The organism is Amycolatopsis sp. 195334CR (assembly GCF_017309385.1).
GTDB lineage: Bacteria > Actinomycetota > Actinomycetes > Mycobacteriales > Pseudonocardiaceae > Amycolatopsis.
Map to the genome: position 1 here is coordinate 1055668 of NZ_JAFJMJ010000002.1, position 22181 is coordinate 1077848.

The 22181-nt window shown below is 70.8% G+C and carries 17 protein-coding genes; 7 read left to right on the top strand and 10 right to left on the bottom strand.

From position 1 onward, the window contains the following. Window positions 1–109: 109 nt before the first annotated feature. Window positions 110–790, top strand: coding sequence for a DUF3159 domain-containing protein (locus JYK18_RS27965; protein ID WP_206808166.1), 681 nt, complete (start codon window positions 110–112; stop codon window positions 788–790). 7 nt (window positions 791–797) lie between these two features. Here JYK18_RS27965 and JYK18_RS27970 read toward each other — a convergent pair whose 3' ends face one another. The 3 genes from JYK18_RS27970 to JYK18_RS27980 are packed head-to-tail and all read right to left on the bottom strand — an operon-like array spanning window position 798 to window position 3364. Further along, window positions 798–2033 carry a M48 family metallopeptidase gene (locus JYK18_RS27970; RefSeq protein WP_206806435.1) on the bottom strand — a complete coding sequence of 412 codons (1236 nt, stop codon included), beginning with the start codon at window positions 2031–2033 and terminating at the stop codon, window positions 798–800. Between the two features lie 9 nt (window positions 2034–2042). Then, a complete protein-coding gene (locus tag JYK18_RS27975; RefSeq protein ID WP_113692759.1) occupies window positions 2043–2699 on the bottom strand; it encodes a TrkA family potassium uptake protein in 657 nt (218 codons plus the stop codon). Beyond that, window positions 2699–3364, bottom strand: a complete 666-nt coding sequence (locus JYK18_RS27980; RefSeq protein ID WP_206806436.1) for a TrkA family potassium uptake protein — start codon at window positions 3362–3364, stop codon at window positions 2699–2701. Before JYK18_RS27980 ends, JYK18_RS27975 begins: the two co-directional genes overlap by 1 nt. A 171-nt stretch (window positions 3365–3535) precedes the next feature. Here JYK18_RS27980 and JYK18_RS27985 point away from each other — a divergent pair, with 171 nt between their 5' ends. After that, window positions 3536–5557: an APC family permease gene (locus JYK18_RS27985; protein ID WP_206806437.1), complete on the top strand. Its 2022-nt coding sequence runs from the start codon at window positions 3536–3538 to the stop codon at window positions 5555–5557. Next, a complete protein-coding gene (locus tag JYK18_RS27990) occupies window positions 5554–6717 on the top strand; it encodes a class I SAM-dependent RNA methyltransferase (protein WP_206806438.1) in 1164 nt (387 codons plus the stop codon). Before JYK18_RS27985 ends, JYK18_RS27990 begins: the two co-directional genes overlap by 4 nt. 262 nt (window positions 6718–6979) lie before the next feature. Here JYK18_RS27990 and JYK18_RS27995 read toward each other — a convergent pair whose 3' ends face one another. From JYK18_RS27995 to JYK18_RS28015, 5 genes are all read right to left on the bottom strand, one after another. Continuing rightward, window positions 6980–8533, bottom strand: coding sequence for a GMC family oxidoreductase (locus JYK18_RS27995; protein ID WP_206806439.1), 1554 nt, complete (start codon window positions 8531–8533; stop codon window positions 6980–6982). Then, window positions 8530–10041 (bottom strand): APC family permease, encoded by a 1512-nt coding sequence (locus JYK18_RS28000; protein WP_206806440.1) that lies wholly within the window; start codon window positions 10039–10041, stop codon window positions 8530–8532. Before JYK18_RS28000 ends, JYK18_RS27995 begins: the two co-directional genes overlap by 4 nt. 35 nt (window positions 10042–10076) lie before the next feature. Next, complete coding sequence (locus tag JYK18_RS28005) at window positions 10077–11555, bottom strand: aldehyde dehydrogenase family protein (protein WP_206806441.1); 1479 nt, start codon at window positions 11553–11555, stop codon at window positions 10077–10079. Between the two features lie 103 nt (window positions 11556–11658). Beyond that, window positions 11659–12819, bottom strand: coding sequence for an acyltransferase (locus JYK18_RS28010; RefSeq protein ID WP_206806442.1), 1161 nt, complete (start codon window positions 12817–12819; stop codon window positions 11659–11661). Continuing rightward, entirely contained in the window at window positions 12816–14708 is a 1893-nt protein-coding gene (locus JYK18_RS28015) for a glycosyltransferase (protein ID WP_206806443.1), read from the bottom strand. The genes JYK18_RS28010 and JYK18_RS28015 overlap by 4 nt, the downstream gene beginning before the upstream one ends. 295 nt (window positions 14709–15003) lie before the next feature. Between JYK18_RS28015 and dxs the strand changes: the two genes are divergently transcribed. From dxs to JYK18_RS28030, 3 genes are read left to right on the top strand one after another with little or no spacing between them, the layout of a single operon-like run. Beyond that, window positions 15004–16914: a 1-deoxy-D-xylulose-5-phosphate synthase gene (dxs, locus tag JYK18_RS28020; RefSeq protein ID WP_206806444.1), complete on the top strand. Its 1911-nt coding sequence runs from the start codon at window positions 15004–15006 to the stop codon at window positions 16912–16914. 59 nt (window positions 16915–16973) lie between these two features. Next, window positions 16974–17483, top strand: a complete 510-nt coding sequence (locus JYK18_RS28025) for a SigE family RNA polymerase sigma factor (RefSeq protein WP_206806445.1) — start codon at window positions 16974–16976, stop codon at window positions 17481–17483. Further along, a complete protein-coding gene (locus tag JYK18_RS28030) occupies window positions 17483–18811 on the top strand; it encodes a hypothetical protein (RefSeq protein WP_206806446.1) in 1329 nt (442 codons plus the stop codon). The genes JYK18_RS28025 and JYK18_RS28030 overlap by 1 nt, the downstream gene beginning before the upstream one ends. 62 nt (window positions 18812–18873) lie before the next feature. Here JYK18_RS28030 and JYK18_RS28035 read toward each other — a convergent pair whose 3' ends face one another. Beyond that, on the bottom strand, window positions 18874–20304 hold the full coding sequence (locus JYK18_RS28035) for a cytosine permease (RefSeq protein WP_206806447.1): 1431 nt from the start codon (window positions 20302–20304) through the stop codon (window positions 18874–18876). Between the two features lie 54 nt (window positions 20305–20358). Here JYK18_RS28035 and JYK18_RS28040 point away from each other — a divergent pair, with 54 nt between their 5' ends. Beyond that, window positions 20359–20784 carry a hypothetical protein gene (locus tag JYK18_RS28040; protein WP_206806448.1) on the top strand — a complete coding sequence of 142 codons (426 nt, stop codon included), beginning with the start codon at window positions 20359–20361 and terminating at the stop codon, window positions 20782–20784. Here the strand turns inward: JYK18_RS28040 and JYK18_RS28045 are convergent, their stop codons facing one another. Beyond that, a complete protein-coding gene (locus JYK18_RS28045; RefSeq protein WP_206806449.1) occupies window positions 20785–22179 on the bottom strand; it encodes a gamma-aminobutyraldehyde dehydrogenase in 1395 nt (464 codons plus the stop codon). Window positions 22180–22181: the final 2 nt, after the last annotated feature.

Here is a 22181-nt window from a genome sequence, read left to right on the forward strand (position 1 = left end):
CGCCGTGCGTGTCCGTGCACCTCGAGCAGAGTGGTAACACACCGTGAGCGAAAACCCGCGAACCGAGCCCCAGGAAGCCGACGGCGAGGGTAAGCAGCAGGACCGCAAGATGCCCACGGTCTGGGAGGACATGGGCGGCGCGATCGGGCTGTTCTACTCGTCCTTCCCGGTGATGGTCTTCGTGCTGGTGAACTCGTTCGCCGGGCTGACGGCCGGGATCTGGAGCGCGGTCGGCGTCGGCGTCTTCTTCGTCGTCTTCCGCGCGATCCGCAAGGAGCCGCTGAAGCCGGCCATCTCTGGCTTCATCGGCATCGCCATCTCGGGATTCATCGCCTACCGCACCGGTTCGGCCAAGGGCTTCTTCCTGGTCGGCATCTGGTTCAGCCTGGTCTGCTTCGGCATCGTGGCGCTCACCATCGTGTTCCGGTACCCCCTGGTCGGGGTGCTGTGGAGCGTGATGAACCGGGTGCCGATGAAGTGGAAGAAGGACAAGTCCTCGGTCTACGGCTACGACCTGGCCACCGCCGCGCTGGCCGCGGTCTTCGGCGCCCGGTTCATCGTGCAGCGCTGGCTCTACGAGGAGGACTACACCGGCTGGCTGGCCTTCGCGAAGATCGCCATGGGCTATCCGCTGTGGGGCCTGGCGCTGATCGTGGTGGTGTGGGCGATCCGGCGCGCGGACAAGCGCATCAAGGAACGAGAGGCGCAGGAACCGCCCGAGGAGACCGACGAGCAGGCCGAGGCCCGGTTGCGGGAGAAGTACGCGCAGACGCCGGACCAGAGCTCGTAGGAGCGCTTCACACCAGCGGCTCGTGGCGCAGGCCGCGCAGCACGCTGAGCACCTCGGTGCGGCGCTGGTGGGACAACGGCCGGAACGCGCGGGCGGCGATCCGGTCGGTCAGCGCGTCGATCCGGACGCGTTCCGGGGACCCCGCCGCCAGCCGCCGGACCGAGCGCACGGTGTGCCCGTCGGCCTGCCACGCGGCCGCGTGCCCGTCCGCCCGGTGGTGACGCAGCGCGTTCAGCCGGTGGAACAGATCCCCGGCCACCCCGGGATCGGGATTGTGCTCGGCGAGCCTCGCCACGGCGTCGAACACCGGTCCGCCGGAGGTGCCGACGGCGCCGAGCACGATCTCGTCGGCTAGTGACTTCCCTAGAACCGGTTCGCCCCAAAGGGTGCGGGCCGTCTGCGCCTGCGCGACCGCCAACTGGCGCAGCAGCGCCCGCCCGCGCGAGCTGACCACGACCGTTTTGGCCGTTTTGAGCAGCCAGCCGGCGGCCACCAGCGCGTCCAGCCGCGCGTCCAGCCCGGAGACGTAGCGGTGCAGCCCGCGCACCACCTCCAGCGGCACCGGTTTCGACACCCCGAGCAGGCCCAGTTCAACCAGCGTGCCCGCGTGCGGCGGCAGCCCGTGCCGGTCGAAGATGGCCGGGGCCAGCCGGGTCGCGGTGAGCTTGTGCACCGCGGGCACCAGCCGGTCGAGTTCGGCGCCCACCCTGGCCGCGGTGACCGCCGCGTCGGCGGCGTCCAGCGCCATCCTGGTGGACTCGATCAGCTCCTCGTCACCGCCGTAGAGCCGCAGCCGCATCGCGGTGGCGAACCGTTCCCGCGCCAGCACCCAGTCCCCGGCGTCGTAGGCGCACTTCCCGGCGTGCTGGTAGACCACGTGCACCTGATCACCGGCCAGGTGCGCGTCGCGCAGGCAGTGCCGGAACTCCGATTCGGCCAGGGTGAACCGGCCCTGCCACTGGTGCACGTGGGCCAGCCGGACCCGGGCCAGCACCGCGTCGCGCGGGCGGGTGGCCAGCTCGACCGCGCGCCCCAGCTGGGTTTCCGCCTCGTCGAGACGTTCCAGCAGGCGGGCGGCGACGCCGATGGCGGTGCGGTGGGCGCGCTCGTCCTCGGGATCGGCGGGCGGGGTCCGCGCCAGCGCCGCGTCGAGCCACAGGGTCAGTTCGGCCGGGTTCTCGATCGTCTCGCGCAGGCTTTCCGGGTCGATGCGGTAGCGCGCAGGCCAGACAGGTTGGGCCATATCAGCCGATCAGTACCCCAGCGCCGCGCGGATCTCCGGTTCCACATCGGACTGCGAGACGAACAGCAGTTCGTCCCCCGCCTCGAGCGGGTCGTCCGGCTGCGGCACGATCACCCGCTCCCCGCGCAGGATCGTCACCAGCGCCGCGTCCCTGGGCAGCGCCAGGTCCGCCACCGGGCGACCGGCCAGCGGGGTCTCCTCCGGCAGGGTGATCTCCACCAGGTTCGCCTGGCTCTGCCGGAAGGTCATCAGCCGCACCAGGTCGCCGACGCTGACCGCCTCCTCGACCATGGCCGCCAGCATGCGCGGGGTGGACACCGCCACGTCCACCCCCCAGGCGTCGTTGAACAGCCACTCGTTGGCCGGGTTGTTCACCCTGGCCACCACCCGGCGCACGGCGAACTCGGTCTTCGCCAGCAGCGAGACCACCAGGTTCACCTTGTCGTCGCCGGTGGCCGCGATCACCACGTCGCACAGCTCGATGTCCGACTCCTCCAGGGTGGACACCTCGCAGGCGTCGCCGAGCACCCAGTCGGCCTGCTCCACGGTCTCCGGCATGAACTGGTCGGACTGGCGCTCGATCAGCATCACCTGGTGCCCGGCGTCCACCAGCTCCGCGGCGATCGACCGGCCGACCGCGCCGGCTCCGGCAATGGCGACCCGCATCAGTTCTCCTCCTCCGGGGCGCGCGAGGCCACGCTCGTCACGTCGCTCACCGTGCCCGAGTGCGCGGCCACGTAGACCACGTCCCCGGACTGCAGCACGGCCTTGGAATCGGGCAGCACCCCGGTGCCGAACCGCATGATGAACGCCACCCGCGCGCCGGTCTCGGTCTGGAGCTGGGCCACGCTGCGGCCGATCCAGTCCTCGTGCAGCGGCAGCTGCAGCAGGGCGACCGTGCCGGAGGGGTCCCGCCAGGCCGAGGCCACGCCGTCGGGCAGCAGGGTGCGCAGGAAGCGGTCGGTGGTCCACGGCACGGTGGCCACCGTCGGGATGCCGAGCCGCTCGTAGACCGCGGCGCGCTTGTGGTCGTAGATCCGCGCCACCACGTGCTCGACGCCGAAGTTCTCCCTGGCCACCCTGGCCGAGATGATGTTCGAGTTGTCGCCGCTGGACACCGCGGCGAAGGCCCCGGCGCGCTCGATCCCGGCCTCGATCAGCACCTTGCGGTCGAACCCGACCCCGACCACCTGCTGGCCGTGGAAGTCGCTGCCCAGCCTGCGGAACGACTGCTGGTCGCGGTCGATCACCGCGACCTCGTGCCCGAGCCGTCCGAGCGCGGCGGCCAGCGATGCGCCGACCCGGCCGCACCCCATGATCACCACGTGCACCGTTGCGCCTCCCTAATCTCACACACCAGCCGAGAACCTACCGGCAGCACCCAGCCGGGGGGAGGGCGCCTTCGAGGACGCGCGAGTGGGGCGTGGGCGGCGGCCTGCCCGCGCGTCCTCTTACCGCGCGGCGCTCGGCCGGACGAGTGAAGGCTCCATTACCCTTCGGCCGTGTCCAAGTTCGCCACCGCGGCCAAACGGCTGGTACTCGGCCGGCCGTTCCGCAGTGATCGCCTGGCCCACAACCTGCTGCCCAAGCGCATCGCCCTGCCGGTCTTCGCCTCCGACGCGCTGTCCAGCGTGGCCTACGCGCCCCAGGAGATCTTCCTGACGCTCAGCGTCGCCGGGCTGGCCGCGTTCACCATGTCGCCGTGGATCGGGCTGGTCGTGGTGGTGGTCATGCTGGCCGTGGTGGCCAGCTACCGGCAGAACGTGCACGCCTACCCCAGCGGCGGCGGCGACTACGAGGTCGCCACGGTGAACATCGGCCCGAGAGCGGGCCTGACCGTGGCCAGCGCGCTGCTGGTCGACTACGTGCTCACGGTGGCCGTGTCCATCTCCTCGGCGGCGGCCAACATCGGCGCGCTGGTGCCGTTCGTCGCCGAGCACAAGGTGCTGTTCTGCGTCGGGGCCATCCTGCTGCTCTCGGCGGTCAACCTGCGCGGCATCCGCGAGTCGGGCAGCACCTTCGCGGTGCCCACCTACGCGTTCATGGTCGGCATCTTCCTGATGATCGGCACCGGGCTCTACCGCACCATGGTCGCCGGGGAGGAACTGCGCGCGGACAGCGCCGGGCTGCAACTGGCCGAGGACAACGAGCACCTGGCCGGCCTGGCCATGGTCTTCCTGGTGCTGCGCGCGTTCACCCAGGGCTGCGCCGCGCTGACCGGGGTCGAGGCGATCAGCAACGGGGTGCCCGCCTTCCGCAAGCCCAAGTCGCGCAACGCGGCCACCACGCTGCTGCTGCTCGGCCTGATCGCGGTGAGCATGTTCATGGGCATCATCGTGCTGGCCCGCGAGACCGGCGTGGTGCTCGCCGAGGACCCGGCGCACCAGCTGCTCAACGCCCCGCCCGGCTACACCCAGGACACGCTGATCGTGCAGCTGGCCCACACCGTGTTCGGCGGTTTCGGGGCCGGCTACTTCTTCGTCATCGTGGTCACCGGGCTGATCCTGGTGCTGGCCGCCAACACCGCGTTCAACGGGTTCCCGGTGCTCGGCTCGATCCTGGCCCAGGACCGGTTCCTGCCGCGCCAGCTGCACACCCGCGGCGACCGGCTCGCCTTCTCCAACGGCATCCTGTTCCTGGCCGGGTTCGCCATCGTGCTGGTGGTCGCCTTCGAGGCCGAGGTGACCCGGCTGATCCCGCTGTACACCGTCGGGGTGTTCGTCTCGTTCACGCTCAGCCAGTTCGGCATGCTGCGGCACTGGAACCGGCTGCTCCGCCGGACCACCGAACCGGCCGAGCGGCGCCGGATGCGCCAGTCGCAGGGCATCAACACCTTCGGCCTGGTGATGACCGGCTCGGTGCTGGTCATCGTGCTGATCACCAAGTTCCTCGCCGGGGCGTGGATCGCGATCGCCGCGATGGTGGCCATCTTCCTGGTGATGAGCGCGATCCGGCGGCACTACGACCGGGTGGCCGAGGAACTGCGCCGCGAGGACGAGAAGCCGGTCGTGCTGCCTTCGCGCAACCACGCCGTGGTGCTGGTTTCGCAGCTGCACCGGCCGACGCTGCGGGCGCTGGCGTACGCGAAGGCGACCCGGCCGGACGTGCTCGAGGCGGTCACCGTGAACGTGGACGACACCGACACCAGGAAACTGGTCTCGGAGTGGTCCAAGAAGGACTTCAAGGTGCCGCTGAAGGTGGTCGAGTCGCCGTACCGCGAGATCACCAAGCCGGTGCTGGACTACGTCAAGCGCATCCGGGGCGACAACCCGCGGCACGTGGTCACCGTGTTCATCCCGGAGTACGTGGTGGGGCACTGGTGGGAGCAGCTGCTGCACAACCAGAGCGCGCTGCGGCTCAAGGGCAGGCTGCTGTTCCAGCCGGGCATCATGGTGACCAGCGTGCCGTGGCAGCTGAAGTCCTCGGCCAAGGCCGTCGACCGGGTGGACCGGGAGCGCCCGGCCGCCGGTGACGTGCGGCGCGGGCTGATGGGCACGCCTTCTTCCGCGGAGAACGACAAATGAGCGAGAGCTGGCGCGGTCGCCGGATCGAACTGGAGATCGGCGCGGTGGCGCACGGCGGGCACTGCGTCGCGCGGGCCGAGGGCCGGGTGGTGTTCGTCCGCCACGGCCTGCCGGGGGAGCGGGTGGTCGCCGAGATCACCGAGGACAAGGGCGGCTCGTTCTGCCGGGCGGACGCGGTCGAGGTGCTCACCGCGGCGCCGGAGCGCGTCGAACCGCCGTGCCCGCTGTCCGGTCCCGGCCGGTGTGGTGGCTGCGACTGGCAGCACGCTTCCCCCGCGGCGCAACGGGAACTGAAGGGCGCGGTGATCGCCGAGCAGTTGCGGCGGCTGGCCGGGCTGGAGCGGTCCGTCGAGGTCGAGGAGATGCCGGGCGGGCCGCTGGGCTGGCGGACGCGGGTGCGCTTGGTGGCCGGTCGCGACGGTCGCGCGGGGCTTCGGGCGCATCGCAGCCACCGGGTGATCCCGTTGGCGGACAACGGTTGCCCGATCACCGTGCCCGGTGCGCTCGACGAGGTGCTGGCGCGGACGTGGCGCCCCGGCAGCGAGATCGAGGTCGCCGCGGACGGCGACAGACAGGTGCATGTGGACAGTGCCGGGGTCGCCGTCCAGCACGCGGCCGGGCGGGACTGGCGCCTGGACGCGCACGGGTTCTGGCAGGTGCACCCGGCGGCCGCGGACACCTTCGCCAGGGTGGTCGGGGAATGGGCGCGGGCGCCGCGCACCGGTCGTGTGTGGGACCTGTACGCGGGCGTGGGGTTGTTCGCCTCGGTGCTGGCCGAGCAGGTGGGCGAGCGGGGGAACGTGCTGGCGGTGGAGTCCGGTGACCGGGCGGTGGTCGACGGGACGGCGAACCTGGTGGACCTGCCGCAGGTGCACTGGCGGTCGGGCCGGGTGGAGGACGTGCTGGACTCGCTGGACCCGGACGACGAGCGGCCGGACGTGGTCGTGCTGGACCCGCCGCGCAAGGGGGCGGGGAAGGCCGTGGTGGACGCGATCGCCGAGGGGTCGCCGGAGCGGGTGGTTTATGTGGCTTGCGATCCGGCGGCGCTGGCGCGGGATGTGGCTACGTTCGGGGAGCACGGGTACGAGCTGGCGGGGTTGCGGGCTTTTGACGCGTTCCCGATGACGCATCACGTGGAGTGCATTGCTTTGTTGAGGTGAGGGGGGCGTGGGCCACCCCGGTTTTTTAGTGTGACTACGGCGAGGGCGCGTTAGTCAAGGCGGGAAAGATGCCTTGACTAACGCGCCCTCGCCGTGTTTTGGGCTGTGGACCGGGGATGGGGGAGGGCTGGGTGGGCAGGTGGTCCCGGTTTGGTTCCCGGCTCACGTTTGTGTGGTGGGGAGGGCTCGCGCATCGCGTGTGTGCTGTGAATGTGGCTTTCACAGCGAAATCGGCAGTGAAAGCCACATTCACAGCGGGGGGTCAGGGCCGGGCGTCTTCGGCGATCATGTCGGCGCAGCGTTCGCCGATGGCCATGGTGGTGATGCACGGGTTCACCGCGACCAGGAACGGCATGACCGAGCCGTCGCACACGCGGAGGCCCTCGACTCCCCGGACCCGCAGGCGTTCGTCCAAGGGGGCCAGCCGGTCGTCCGCGCTGCCCATCTTCACCGTGCACGAGGGGTGGTACACGGTGTTGTGCGTCTTGCGCAGGTAGTCGGCGATCTCGTCATCCGTCTGAGCCTCGGCGCCGGGGGCCAGTTCGGCGCCCGCGTACGCCGCCATCGCGGGTTGCGCGACGATCTCCCTGGCCAGGCGCACGCCGTAGGTCATCACGCGCATGTCGTGCGGGTCGGTGAAGTAACGCGGATCCACCTTCGGCCGGTCGCGGAAGTCCCTGGTGCGCAGGCGAACCGTGCCGGTGGAGCGGCTGCGGGTGACGTTCGGCGTCAGGCAGAAGCCGTTCTCCGTGGTGGGATAACCGTGCCGCAGGGTGTTCAGGTCGAACGGCACCGAACCGTAGTGGAACATCAGGTCCGGCCGATCGAGACCGGGCTCGGTGGTGGTGAAGATGCCGATCTCCCACCACTGCGTGGATTCGGTGACCATCGGCTGCTTGGCCTCCCACTGGACCAGCCCCTCCGGGTGGTCCTGCAGGTTCTCCCCGACGCCGGGCGAGTCCACCAGCACCTCGACCCCCACCTCGCGCAGGTGCTCGGCTGGGCCGATGCCCGACAGCATCAGCAGCTTCGGCGAGTCGATCGCACCGGCGCTCACGATCACCTCGCGACGGGCGCGAATTTCGAGGCTGTGCAACAGATCCGGCGCCTGGTACTCGACGCCGACGCAGCGCTTGCCGTCGAAGACCAGCTTCTTCGCCCGCAGGCCGGTCTTGACCTCCAGGTTCGGCCGCTTCCCGATGATCGGGTGCAGGTACGACACCGAGGCCGAGGAACGCGTGCCGTCCTCGCGGGCGTTGATCTGGAACCAGTTCGCGCCGTGCGTCACCGTCTTGCCGGAGTTGAACTCGGTGCGCGGGATACCGGTCTGCTCACAGGCCTCCAGCAGCGCCACGCCGACCGGGTCGTGCGGTGGCACCGAGCGCAGCGTCACCGGACCGGACCGGCCGTGGTGCTCACCCGGCCCGTCATTCGTCTCGAGTTCCTTGTACAGCGGGAAGATGTCCGCCGCCGACCAGCCGGGCAGGCCGAGCGAGGCCCACTCGTCGAGGTCCTCGGCCGGCGCCCAGAACGCGATGCACGAGTTGTGCGAGGAACAACCACCGAGCACCTTCGCCCTGGCGTGGCGCAGGAACGAGTTGCCCGACTCCTGCGGCTCGACCAGGTAGTCCCAGTCGTAGGCCGACTCCAGCAGGCCCATCCACCGGTCCAGCCGCAGGATCGCGTCGTCGTCCACATCGGACGGTCCGGCTTCGAGCAGGCAGACGGTGACCGACGAGTCCTCCGACAAGCGCGCCGCCAGCACCGAACCGGCGGTCCCCCCGCCCACGATGACGTAGTCGAACTCCTCGCTCACGCGGTTTCCTCCTGTGTCTCCGGGACTTCCGCCCGGTGGTCGTCGAGAATGCCGGTGCGGTGGCGCAGCCGGAACCAGTAGTAGGCGAAGCCGAGCACGGCCACGCCGCCGACGAACAGCACCGCGCCCCACTCCAGGTACCAGTGGTAGGGCTCGGTCGCGTTGTAGACGTCCCGCCGCGGCCAGGCCAGGTTCACCACGATCCCGGCCCCCCACAGCACACCGAGGATGTTCACCGGCAACCCGAACTTGCCCAGCGAGAAGTACTTCACCCCGGGCGTCTCCGGCGGCGGCCACTGCCCGCGGAACCGCTTCACCAGCATCGGCACGGTCACCAGCAGGTAGGCGATGTAGATCATGATGATGCCGATGCTGGTGATCACCGTGAAGATCTGCGGCTGGTTGATGTTGACCACCAGGATCACCAGCGCCAGCACCCCGGTCACCACCGCCGGGATCACCGGGGTCTTGGTCTTCGGCGAGATCCGGGCCAGCTTCGACCCGGCGGGCAGCGCGTTGTCGCGCGCCATCGCGAACATCATCCGGATCGCCGCCGACTGCACCGCCAGGTTGCACACGGTGATCGCGATGACCACGGTGATCAGGAAGATCTTGCCCACCGTGCTGCCCAGCACGTCGAGCACGATGAACTGGAGCCCGCCGGTGGCGATCTCCGGGTTGTTGATGTCGCTCACCGACATCAGCGCGAACAGCAGGATCAGCCCGCCGATCACGAACGAGGCGATCAGCGCGCGCAGGATGGCCTTCGGCGCGTTGCGGCGCGGGTTGTGCGACTCCTCGCCGAGCGAGCTGGCCGTGTCGAAGCCGTACATCACGTAGGTCGAGGCGAGCGAAGCCACCAGGAACGCGCCGAGGTACCCCATGCTGTGCCCGGCCCCGGTGTCCTGCGTCTCCATCACCACCTCGGGCCCGCGGGTGATGTTGGCCGCCAGCAGCACGATCAGCAGCACCGCGGCGATCAGCTCGATGAACACCCCGGCGCTGTTGATCATCGCCATCAGCTTCACCCCCCAGGCGTTGACCAGGGTGGTGAACAGGATCAGCGCCGAGCCGAGGATCACCGCGTTCACCGCGGGGTTCTCCACGAACTGGAAGAAGTCCAGGATCTGCGGCAGCGTGATCTGGTACGCCAGCGCCACCGAAGCGATGGTCACGATCGACGCGGTCAGCATCATCCACCCGGCCAGCCACGCCACGTGCTGGCTGCCGAGCCGCTTCGACCAGTTGTAGATCGAGCCGGCCACCGGGTAGTGCGCGGCCAGTTCGGCGAAGGACAGCGCCACCATCAGCTGCCCGGCGAACACCAGCGGCCACGACCACCAGTAGGCCGGGCCGCCGAAGCTGAAGCCGAAGTAGAACAGCTGGAACGTGCCGGTGAGGATGGAGATGTAGGAGATGCCGGCCGCGAAGGTGTGGAAGTTCCCGAGTGTTCTCTCCAGCTCCTGCTTGTAGCCGAAACCTGCCAGGCCGTCGTCGGTCTGACTCATCGCCACCATCCTTCTGCTAGACGTGGTAGCCGCGGTTAGCGCTGCTCCCCGGAGAACCAGTGCTGCGGGCCCGGGCGGGTGTTCTGGTACACGTGCTTGGCTTCCTGGTACTCGGCGAGCCCGGTCGGGCCCAGTTCGCGGCCGAACCCGGACTGCTTGAACCCACCCCACTCGGCCTGCGGCAGGTACGGGTGGTAGTCGTTGATCCAGACGGTGCCGTGCCGCAGGCGGTTCGCCACGCGCTGCGCCTTGGACACGTCCGCGGTGAACACCCCGCCGGCCAGGCCGTAGTGCGTGTCGTTGGCGATGCGGATCGCGTCGTCCTCGTCGGTGAAGGTCTCCACGGTCAGCACCGGCCCGAACGACTCCTCGCGGACCGCGTAACTGCCCTGCGCGACGCCGTCCAGCACGGTCGGCAGGTAGTAGTGGCCACCGGTGAACTTCTCGCCCTCGGGCCGCTTCCCGCCGGTGCGCAGCACGGCGCCCTCGGCGATCGCCTTGGCCACGTAGTCCTCGACCTTGGCCAGGTGCGCGGCGGAGATCAGCGGCCCGGTCTCGGCGTCCGGGTCGAACGGCCCGCCGATCCGGATCTGCTCGGCGCGGCGCACGATCTCGTCGACCAGCCGGTCGTGCAGCTCCTCCTGCACGATCAGCCGCGCCCCGGCCGAGCAGACCTGGCCGGAGTGCAGGAACACCGCGGTCAGCGCGAAGTCCACCGCGGTGTCGAAGTCGGCGTCGGCGAAGACCACGTTCGGGTTCTTGCCGCCGAGTTCCAGCGCCACCTTCTTGACCGTGGCCGCGGCGGCCGCGGCGACGATCCGGCCGGTGGCCAGCCCGCCGGTGAACGAGACCAGGTCCACGTCCGGGTGCTCGGACAGCGGCGCGCCCGCCTCGGGCCCGGCGCCCAGCACCAGGTTGGCCACCCCGTCCGGCACGCCGGCCTCCATCAGCAGGCGCATCAGCATGATCGAGGTGTGCGGGGTCAGCTCGCTCGGCTTGAGCACGAAGGTGTTGCCCGCGGCCAGCGCCGGGGCCACCTTCCAGGCGGTCTGCAGCAGCGGGTAGTTCCACGGCGTGATCAGCCCGCACACCCCGACCGGCTCGTAGGTGATCCGGCTGATCGCGTCGGGGTTGCCGGTGTCGACCACCCGGCCGGCGTCCTGCCCGGCGAGCTTGCCGAAGTAGCGGAAGCAGGCGGCGATGTCGTCCATGTCGTACTCGCTCTCCACCAGCCGCTTGCCGGTGTCGAGCGATTCCGCCCTGGCGAAGCTCGCCTTGTCGCGCTCCAGCAGCTGCGCCACCCGGAGCAGGACGTCACCGCGTGCCCAGCTCGGCGTGGACGGCCACGGCCCGTTGTCGAAGGCGTCGCGTGCGGCGGCGATGGCCGCCTCGGTGTCCTCGCGGGTGCCTTCGGCGACCTCGGCGACCAGTGAACCGTTGGCCGGGCACCGGATCTCCCTGGTGTTCCCCGCCTGCGAGGCCACCCACTGCCCACCGATGAAGAAGTCCGCCATCTGCCCTCTTTCGACCTGTGTCCCGTGTTCGCGCGCGTGCGAGGGGGAATCCTACGCCGATCGGGCGGTTTGGCTATCCGGCCGAGACGGACCGGTGATTTCTCTAACGCGGTGTGGGCTCCCAGGTGGACAGTCGATCGAGTTCCGGGTAGTAGTTCCGCGCCCGGCCCCGGCCGTCGATCGTCGCGGCCAGCTTCATGCCGACCTTCTCGATCGCGTGGTAGCTGAAGATCGCCAGCGGGATCACCACCAGCAGCAGGCAGAGCGCGGTGACCACGAAGGCGAGCGGGGTACCGCGGGCGGGCAGCAGCCCGCTGGACCCGAGCACCCGCAACACCGGTTCGTGCCACAGGTACACGCTGTAGCTGGCGACACCGACGGTCACCAGCGGGCGCCAGCTCAGGAACCGCGGCGGGGCGGCGGTGGTCATCGTGGTGCTGGTGATCACCAGCGCGCAGCCGAGGCCGACCACGGTGTGCGCGAAGGCTTCCGAGAGCCCGGCCGTGTGTGCCAGATAGACCAGTGCCGCGCCGGTGAGCGCGAACCCGGCGCGCTGCCAGCGCGCGGCGAGCCGGAACCCGGCCGCCGACGCGACCGCCATCAGCAGGCCGATGGCGAACAGGTCCAGTTTGGCCAGTGGGCCGAACCAGACCGACCACCGGTCGGACGGCACGTCCCAGGCGTACTTCGCCAGGACCTTGTACCCCAGGCTGATCGCGACCAGGGTGCCGGCACCGGCGCACAGCACGGCCAGTTTCGTCCGCGCACCGGCGAATCGCGCGCACAACCGGTAGGCGAGCGGGCCGAGCACGGCCAGCAGCAGGTAGAAGTGCATCTCGTCGGCGAGCGACCAGGCCGGGCCGTTGGTCCAGAAGATGTAGTCGTCGCTGTAGACGTGCGTGAAGGTCAGGTGCAGCACCAGATCCCGCCAGTTCCCGGGGAACTCGGGATTGGTCAGCGTCCAGACCAGCAGCACCACCAGGAAGTACAGCGGCACCAGGCGGGCGATCCGCTTCACCAGGAACACCCTGGCGGGTCTGGGTTCGCTGTGCCCGAGCGCGGCGCGGGCAACCGGGATGCCGAGCAGGAAACCGGAGAGCACGAAGAACATCGCCACGAACAGGTCGGTGGCGAGCAGGACCTCGTGCCACACCGTGCCTTCCAGCGGCCAGTGCGCGGTGCGGTTGGACTGGTAGGCGTGGAACACCGCGACCGCGACCGCCGCCAGCGCGCGGTAGACATCGAGCTGGTAACGCTGCTTCACGCGTTCTCACCCCGCACCGGTACCTGCCGCGGGGTGATCGCCCACTTGCGCTCCCCGGTGAGTTCCTTCAGCTGCGCCACGCGCGCCACGTGGTTCTTGAATTCGGTGTAGAACACCAGCGAAACCACGAGGTAGGCGAGGAACCACCGCGGGTGCTTGCGCACTTCGGGGGCGGCCAGCCGCCACGCGAACAGCACCTGGCTCGGCCCGGCGGAGAAGGTGTAGAGCGTGCACAACACGAACGTGGGCACGAACCAGTCCATTTCGGTGATCCCGCCTTCGCGCCAGGCGATGTAGCCGATCACCGGGATCATCTGCAGCGCCAGCCACGGGAACACCTCGCGCCAGCCGAGCAGGAAGGTGATGCCGAGCTTGTTGCGCGCGGTCAGTTCGTCCGACCTGAGCGCGTTGCGCAGGTGCCGCCGCGACACCTGGAACCAGCCCTGCGCCCAGCGGATCCGCTGCTTCCACAACGCCGAAAGCGTGGCGGGCGCCAGTTCCCGGCTCACCAGCGCCGGATCGTTGCGCACGGTCCGGCCCGACAGCAGCACGCGCATCGAGGAGTCGATGTCCTCGGTCAGCATCTGGCCGTGCATCCGGGTCTCGTGCAGCACCTGCGTGCGCCAGAACCCGTTGGAGCCACCGAAGATGCCGAACCCGTGGAGCTTGGTGCGGCCGGGGTGGCTGACCGCGTAGATCGACTCGAACTCCACCGCGACCGTGCGCGAAACCCAGGAGGCCGAACCGTTGCGGATCACGCAGTGGCCCTGCACCACGTCGGCGCCGTGCGAGATCCACCGCCAGGCGCGGTCGAAGGCGTTGGGCGCCGGGTGGTGGTCGGCGTCGAACACGCCGACGAACTCCCCGGTGACCACCTCGAGGGCGGCGTTGACGTTCTGCGCCTTGGAGGTCGAGTACGGCACCTCCATCACCACCAGCCGCGGGTCCTCGGCGGCCAGCGCCCGCAGGTCGTCCTCGACCGGCAGCGGCTGCGGGGTGTTGTAGGCCAGGATGATCTGCAGCGGGGCGTCGTAGTCCTGGCGCAGGAACGCGTGCAGGGTGTCGACGATGGTGGCGGCCTCGTTCGGCAGGTAGGCCGGGATGATCGCGGACGCGGCGGGCTGCGGCGAGGCGGGGGAGTCCGGTGGCCGGTCCGGGTCGAGCGCGTGCAGGTTCTCCACCCAGATCACCACCGAGGTGACCACCAGCGAGACGGTCACCAGCAGGTAGGCGGGCGTGCCGAGGTCGACCCCGGCGCGGTAGGCCAGGATCAGCCCGGCGAACGGCGCCACCACGCCGATCAGCACGGTGGCCAGCGCCTGCAGCACGGTCCGCAACGGCCCGCCGGAGGAGCGCTTGGCGTGCCGGGCGGGTGGTGCCGGGGTCCACCGGCGCGGGATCAGGTCGACCTGGCCGGTGGCCAGCTCGACCGCTTCGGTGGCGCGCCGCACCAGCTGGTCGGGATCGGTGCAGGCGGGCCGGTCGGCGGCGTCGGCCCAGCCGATCACCGGGGTGACCGCGAGGTGGTCGTCGCCGAGGCGGACCGGCAGCCGGGCCAGCCGGGTGGACACGCCCTCCAGCCGGGCGCGGACCTGCCAGGCGGCCGCGCCGCGCAGGGTGAGCACCAGCCCGCCGTGCCCGTCCGGGGCCAGGTGCTCCTGCTCGGACAGCTCCGGCCGCAGCATCCAGGCGACTTCCTCGAGCACGCGGTCCACGCCCTTGTGCCCGAAGCGGGATTCGATGCGCGGCGCCTCGACGAACCGGACCACCGCGACCACCGGCGGGCGCCGGTGCGCGGCCGGTCCGCTGAGCGCGCGTGCGGTCTGGTGGTGCCAGTGTTCGGCCGGCGCCAACGCCGGCAGCGATCCGCGAGCAGCGGGAATCGGCACGGTAAAGCTCACCCCCGAGTGTGAATCGATCGAGCCTTTCGCGGGGGTCACGCTACGAGCAGTGACCACCCGGCTGGCTAGAGCAACCGGATCAAGTGAGAGGCGCTTCACATACTTTCGATATTGATGGTTTGTTTCCAACCATTGACGGCCAGGTGAAGCGGGTTGCTCCGCCGCAGGCCAGGGCCCGGATCACCCGGTCGTGACGTGATGCCAGCCGCGTGGCGGATCCGGCGGTCACCCGGCTCCGTAGACTGGGCGGTCGACGGACTTGGTCGAGCGGGCGAGGTGGAGCGTGACGTTGCTGGATTCCGTGCACGGACCGGCGGACCTGAAGCGGCTGGAACCCGGCGAGCTGGAGCAGCTGGCCGGGGAGATCCGGGACTTCCTGGTCGAGAAGGTGTGCCGGACCGGTGGTCACCTCGGCCCGAACCTGGGCGTGGTGGAGCTGACCATGGCCCTGCACCGGGTGTTCGACTCGCCGTCCGACGCGATCGTCTGGGACGTCGGGCACCAGAGCTACGTGCACAAGATCGTCACCGGCAGGCACCCCGGCTTCGACGGGCTGCGCCAGCAGGGCGGGCTGACCGGCTACCCCTCGCGCGCCGAGAGCGAGCACGACCTGGTGGAGAACAGCCACGCCTCGGCCGCTTTGTCCTATGTGGACGGCCTGGCGAAGGCGTTCGAGCTGGGTGGCGGCGGCAGGCACGCGGTGGCCGTGGTCGGCGACGGCGCGCTGACCGGCGGCATGTGCTGGGAGGCGCTGAACAACATCGCCGCCGCCCCGCACCGGCCGGTGGTGATCGTGGTCAACGACAACGGCCGCTCCTACTCGCCGACCATCGGCGGGCTCGCCGAGCACCTGGCCTCGCTGCGCCTGCGCCCCGGGTACGAGCGGCTGCTCGACGGCGGCCGCGAACTGCTGCGGCGCACCCCGATCGTGGGCAAGCCGATCTACGCCGCGCTGCACGCGGCCAAGGCCGGGCTCAAGGACGCGGTCAGCCCGCAGCGCATGTTCGCCGACCTCGGCCTCAAGTACGTCGGCCCGGTCGACGGCCACGACCTGCCCGCGCTGGAGAAGGCGCTGCACAGCGCGAAGGCCTTCGGCGGGCCGGTGATCGTGCACGCGGTGACCGAGAAGGGCCACGGTTACCCGCCCGCGGTCAACCACGAGGCCGACCAGATGCACCAGACCGATCCGCTGGACCCGGAGACCGGGCTGCCGCCGGTCAAGGGCCCGAGCTGGACCGGGGTGTTCGGCGACGAGCTGGCCGCGATCGGCGAGGAGCGCGAGGACGTGGTGGCGATCACCGCGGCCATGCTGCGCTCGACCGGGCTGCACAAGTTCGCCGAGGCCCACCCGGACCGCTGGTTCGACGTCGGGATCGCCGAGCAGCACGCGGTGGCCTCGGCCGCCGGGCTGGCGATGGGCGGGATGCACCCGGTGGTGGCCATCTACGCCACCTTCCTCAACCGCGCGTTCGACCAGGTGCTGATGGACGTGGCGCTGCACCGGCAGGCGGTCACCTTCGTGCTGGACCGGGCCGGCATCACCGGCCCGGACGGCGCCAGCCACCACGGCATGTGGGACCTGTCGCTGCTCGGCCTGGTGCCCGGGATGCGGGTGGCCGCGCCGCGTGACGCGGTGACCCTGCGGGAGGAGTTGCGCGAGGCGGTGGCCGTGTCCGACGGGCCGACCGCGCTGCGGTTCTCCCGTGGTGGCGTGATCGAGTCGGTGCCCGCGGTGGACCGGCTCGGCGTGGTCGACGTGCTGCGCCGCCCGGCCGACGGGGCCGGGGCAGACGTGCTGCTGGTGGCCGTCGGTGCCTTCGCCAAGCTCGGGCTGGCCGCCGCGGACCGGCTGGCCGACCAGGGCATCGGCGTCACCGTGGTGGACCCGCGGTGGGTGCTGCCGGTGCCCGGTGAGCTGACCGCGCTGGCCGAGGCGCACCGGCTGGTGGTCACCGTGGAGGACAACGGGCGCCACGGCGGCTTCGGCTCGCTGCTGGCCGCCGCCTTCCGGGACGCCGACTGCGCGGTGCCGGTGCGGGATCTCGCCGTGCCGCAACGCTTCCTGGAGCACGGCACGCGGGACGAGGTGCTGGCCGAGGTCGGGCTGACCGCGCAGGACGTGGCGCGCAAGGTCACCGAATGGGCCTCGAACCTGGTCGGCCAGGACGCTCGCGTCAACGCCCCGCAGGACTGACTCAACCTTCCCGCGCTCCCCGGTGTGATGCCTCGTGAGGACACCACCAAGGGGGTTCGGTGAAGGACACGGGAGATTTCGAGGGCTTCGTCTCCGCCCGCTCCCCGGCGCTGCTGCGCACGGCGTACCTGCTGTGCGGCGGCGACCGGGGTGCGGCCGAGGACCTGCTCCAGGACGTGCTGGAGCGGATGTACCCGCGCTGGCGCCGCATCCGGGGTGAACCGGAGGCGTACGCGCGGGCCGCGCTGGCGAACGCGTCGGCGAACCGGTGGCGGCGCCGCTCGCGCCGCGTCGCCGAGGCCCCGTTGCACGACACGGCCGCGCCTTCCGTGCGCGGGCCGGAAGAGTCCGTTGTGGACCGAGATCATGTGGTGCGCGCGCTGGCCGCACTGCCCGAGAAGATGCGGGCGGTGCTGGTGCTGCGTTTCTTCGACGACCTGTCCGAAGCGGACACCGCGGCGGCGATGAGCTGCTCGCCGGGCACGGTCAAGAGCCAGACCTCGCGGGGGCTGGCCAGGCTGCGCGAACTGCTGGGGACGAGCGACGACGTGCTGAACGGGAGCCGATGATGGAGACCGAGGAACTGGGCCGGGCGCTGCGCGCGGCGACGGGGGAGGTGGAGCCGCGGCCGGGGTTCACCGCCGGGGTGCTGCGAGGCGGCAGGCGGCGGCTGGCGCGTCGCCGGATGACGGTGGCCGGTGGCGTGCTGGTGGCCGGGGCGCTGGCCGGCGGGGTGGCGTTCGGGAGCTGGCAACCGGGCTCGGTCCAGGTGGCCGCGGCCTCGCTGCTGGACCAGCCGACGCGCGGGGACCTCGCCGGCGACGACGGGTTCCTGGCCGGTGCGGCCGGTGCCTGGAAGTCCGGTTTGGACACTTCTCCGTACAATGTGGACGGAATGCTGAACGACCGGGCCGGTGAACCGCACGTCTACTGGGCGGGCAACACCCCGGACGGGCCCGCGGCGGTGCTCGCGCAGGCGGTCCGGCTGCCGGCGGGCTCGGCCAGGACGCTGTACGGCGTGGTCGGCCGGGATCCCGGGGACGGGGCGGTGAAACTGCTCGACATGGCCCACCCGGAGGCGGGACTGGCCGACACCGGCGCCTTCCGGTTCGGGCGCGACGATCGCACCGTGCTGGCCATCGACCAGGGCACCCCGCTGTACCTGTCGGCGAAGCCGGTGTTCGGGCCGGATGGCAAGGCCCGCCGGGAATGGCGGGAGCTGCGGGTGGCCGACGGGGTGGCGATCACCACCGTGCCCGAGGACACCGGGCCGATCGACGCCAGGCTGATCAACCGGGCGCCGGGGGCGGACGCCGGGCTGCGGGACGTGGTGCCGGTGTCGTCGTCCGGCGCGTACCTGCGGCTGCCGGCGGGGCAGGGGCTGCCGAAGGTGCCGGAGGGCCTGCCGTGGCGGGTCGCCGGTGAGCCGTTCGTGGCTCGGGTCGGGGGCGCGCGGGACAGCGGGGTGTTCGAGTTCGGGCAGGGACTGGCGTCGTCCGGGCTGTTCGACCAGTACACGGCGATGCCGTTCGACGGCTCGGTGCCGTGGCTGGTGGTCGCCGGTCTCGGTGACGGCCGGACGGCGCTGGTCGGCGAGCACGCCCACGCCGGCAGCAACCCGAGCCGGGTGTACGCGGTGCTCCAGCGGGCGGACGGTTCGGTGGAGACCGCGCTGGCGGGCGACCCGGTGGACCCGGCGGCGACGCTGCCGGTGCGCTTCCGGCTGCCGGACGGGCAGGGCTGGGTGGTCGCGGCGAAGGGCGCGCAGCTGAGCTACCGCACCGGGGAGACCTGGGAAGGCAACTTCACCGACGCCGCCCTGCTGCCCGACACCGCGGTGCAGGTGCAGGTGCGGCTACCCGGCCAACCCCCGGTGACCGTCGACCTGGCGAAGTAGCCCGAGGACACGAATGCGGCTTTCGGGGGCGAAATCGGCCCCGAAAGCCACGTTCGTGTGCCTCAGGCGGGGACCGGGGCCCGGTCGTCGGGGGCGAGGACCTCGCGCGGTTCCGGGAAGAGGCGCAGCAGGACCGGGTAGGTGACCGCCGCGGTGAGCAGGGTGACCGGCAGGCTGATGTCCACCCCGCCCGCGACCTCGCGCAGCGGCCCGGCGATCATCGGCGTGTTCGCGGTGAGCAGGCCGAGCGTGGTCGCCGGGAGCCAGGCCGCCATCGCCCGCCAGTTCACCCCGCGGGTGAACCAGTACCGCCCGCCCTTGCGCCCCTCGTTGAACACCTGCAGGTCCACCGGGTCGTAGTAGCCGCGCCGGATCAGGTAGCCGATCATCATGATCACCATCCACGGCGAGGTGCACAGCACGATCAGCGTGGCGAAGGCGTTGATGCTCGAGACCATGTCCAGCGCGAAGTTCCCGACGAAGATGAACACCACCGAGAGCGAGCCGATCAGCAGCGTCGCCCGGACCCGGCTCAACCGCACGAAGATCGAGCTGAAGTCCAGCCCGGTGCCGTACAACGCGGTGGTACCGGTGGACAAGCCGCCGATCAGCGCCACCACGATGAGCGGAATGGCGTACCACAGCGGGGAAATCGCGGTCAGCCCGGCGATGTAGTCGCCCGCGTCGGTGACCAGGGTGGCGGTGGCGATGCCGAACCCGAACGGCAGCAGCGTGGCCACCTGCGCCAGGAACGGCGCCGCCAGCAGGGACCGGCGGCTGTGCGTGGCCGGGATGTAGCGCGACCAGTCACCGAGGAAGGCGCCGAACGAGATCGGGTTCGCCATCACGGTCAGCGCGGCCAGGATCCACGTCGGCCAGAAGGTGCCGAGCGCGTACTCGCCGGTACCGGCGAACGACGGGTCGAACTTCCCACCATATGCGAAAATCCCGAGCAGCATGATGAGCGTGCCGAGGCTGACCGCGATCCGGTTGATCAGCAACATGAACCGGTAGCCGTAGATGCAGACCACCAGCGTGGCCACGGCGATCACGCCGTACGCCACGCCCCGCAGCACCGCGCCGCCGTCGAAGCCGAACAACCGTTGCGCCGCACCGGCGACCGCGTCCCCGCTGACCCACACCGAGATGGCGAAGAAGGTGATCGCGGTGAGCAGCGACAGGAACGAGCCGACGCACCGGCCGACCACGCCGAAGTGCGCGCCGGAGGACACCGCGTTGTTCGTCCTGGTCACCGGCCCGAACAAGCCCATCGGCGCCAGCACGCACGCGCCGGCCAGCACCCCGGTGACCGTCGCCGCGGCGGCGGCCCAGAACCCCAGCCCGTAGGCGATCGGCAGCGTGCCGAGAATGATGGTGGCGAACGTGTTCGCGCCACCGAAGGCGAGCCGGAACAGGTCGCGCGGCCGGGAAGTTTGCTCCCGCACCGGGATCGGCGCGATGCCGTTGTGCTCCACCGTGGTGATCTTGGGCATCTCGCACCCGTCCTTCGTTGTCTGCGCGTTATCCGCCGCTGCCACAGTGGAACGGTGACCCGACAGCTGGTGGTGGCCGGTCCGTCCCGCACCGTGGTCGCGCTCGGCGTGGCCGGTGCCGGGCTGGGTACCGCCGTGTCCTGGCTGGACCTCTACCTGCTGTCCTCGGCCCGTGATCTGTGCGTGGTCGGCATGTCCGCCTTCGAGAACTCCGGTCTGCTCGTGTTCTCCGTGCAGCCGGTGTTGTGGGCGGTGAACTTCCTCGCGTTCACCCTGCTCTACGCCGGGCTGTTCCCGTTGTTCCTCAACGGGGACACCGCCGCGGCGCGGTTCGCCGGGGTGCTCGCCTGCCTGCTGCTGACCGCGGTGCTGGTGGCCGCGTCGGTCTGGATCAGCATGGCGGTGTGGTCGCCGGAGCAGGTGGCCCCCGGTTGTGCTGGGGGCCATCCGCCCTGGTGGCCGTCGTGGGCCGTGCTGTGACTACTCGTACCGCGTCATCACGTGCTTGACCCGGGTGTACTCGGCGAACGAATAGGCCGAAAGGTCCTTGCCGTGGCCCGAATGGTCGAAACCGCCGTGCGGCATTTCGGCGGCCAGTGGCCCGTGCGTGTTGATCCACACGCAGCCGAAGTCGAGTTCACCGGAGACGCGTACCGCCCGTGAGTGGTCGTTCGTCCACACCGAGGACGCCAGCCCGTACGGCACGCCGTTGGCCAGTTCGACGGCTTCGGCCTCACCGCCGAACCGCTGCACGGTGATCACCGGGCCGAAGATCTCCTCCTGCACGATCTCGTCGTCCTGGCGCAGCCCGGAAACCACGGTGGGCTCGAAGTAGTACCCCGGGCCGTCGGGACTGGTGCCGCCGGTGTGCACGGTGGCGTGCGACGGCAACCGGTCGATCAGCCCGCGCACCCGGTCCAGCTGGGCCGCGCTGTTCAGCGGGCCGAAGTCGATGCCGGGCCGGTTCGCCGAGGCCGCTTTCGCCAGCACGGCGGTGAACTCGTCGTGGATGGACTCGTGCACCAGCACCCGGCTGCCCGCGGTGCAGTCCTGGCCCGCGTTGTAGAACGCGGCACCGACGATGCCGTCGGCGGCTTCTTCCAGGTTGACGTCCTCGAAGACCAGGAGTGGCGCGTTGCCACCGAGTTCGAGGTGCGTGCGCTTGAGGTCGGCGGCCGCGACGGTGGCCACGTCGATCCCGGCGCGGGTGGAGCCGGTGATCGAGACCAGTTCCGGGATCGGGTGGCGGACCAGCGCGCGCCCGGTGTCGCGGTCACCGCAGAGCACGTTGAACGCCCCGGCGGGCAGGAACTCGGCCGCCACCTTCGCCAGCAGCACCGCGCTGCCCGGCGTGGTCTCGGCCGGTTTCAGCACCACGGTGTTCCCGGCGGCGAGCGCGGGGGCGATCTTCCAGACCCCCATCATCAGCGGGTAGTTCCACGGCGCGATCTGCGCGCACACGCCCACCGGCTCCCGCCGGATCGAGGAGGTGTGCCCCGGCAGGTACTCCGCGGACGCGGTGCCGTCGAGCTGTCGCGCGGCACCGGCGAAGAACCGCAGCGCGCTCACGCTTTCCGGGATCTCCTCTTCGAGCACCACACGGCGGATCTTGCCGGTCTCGCGGACCTCGGCGTCGGCGAACTCCTCGGCGCGGGCCTCCAGCGCGTCGGCGATCTTCAGCAGGGCCAGCTGCCGCTGGGCCGGGGTGCTGCGGCGCCACGCGCGGAACGCCAGCTTCGCCGACTCCAGCGCGGCGTCCACATCGGACTGTTCGGACAACGGGCTGGTGCCGAACACCTCGCCGGTGGCGGGATCGGTCAGGTCCAGCGTCCGCCCGCCCGCGGCGGGTACTTCCTTGCCGTCGACGAAGTTCATGC

Excerpts from the sequence above, each read along its gene's own strand:
- JYK18_RS27965 (WP_206808166.1), top strand. The coding sequence starts at position 110 with ATGCCCACGGTCTGGGAGGACATGGGCGGCGCGATCGGGCTGTTCTAC.
- JYK18_RS27970 (WP_206806435.1), bottom strand. The coding sequence starts at position 2,033 with ATGGCCCAACCTGTCTGGCCTGCGCGCTACCGCATCGACCCGGAAAGC.
- JYK18_RS27975 (WP_113692759.1), bottom strand. The coding sequence starts at position 2,699 with ATGCGGGTCGCCATTGCCGGAGCCGGCGCGGTCGGCCGGTCGATCGCC.
- JYK18_RS27990 (WP_206806438.1), top strand. The coding sequence starts at position 5,554 with ATGAGCGAGAGCTGGCGCGGTCGCCGGATCGAACTGGAGATCGGCGCG.
- JYK18_RS28000 (WP_206806440.1), bottom strand. The coding sequence starts at position 10,041 with ATGAGTCAGACCGACGACGGCCTGGCAGGTTTCGGCTACAAGCAGGAG.
- JYK18_RS28005 (WP_206806441.1), bottom strand. The coding sequence starts at position 11,555 with ATGGCGGACTTCTTCATCGGTGGGCAGTGGGTGGCCTCGCAGGCGGGG.
- JYK18_RS28030 (WP_206806446.1), top strand. The coding sequence starts at position 17,483 with ATGGAGACCGAGGAACTGGGCCGGGCGCTGCGCGCGGCGACGGGGGAG.
- JYK18_RS28035 (WP_206806447.1), bottom strand. The coding sequence starts at position 20,304 with ATGCCCAAGATCACCACGGTGGAGCACAACGGCATCGCGCCGATCCCG.
- JYK18_RS28045 (WP_206806449.1), bottom strand. The coding sequence starts at position 22,179 with ATGAACTTCGTCGACGGCAAGGAAGTACCCGCCGCGGGCGGGCGGACG.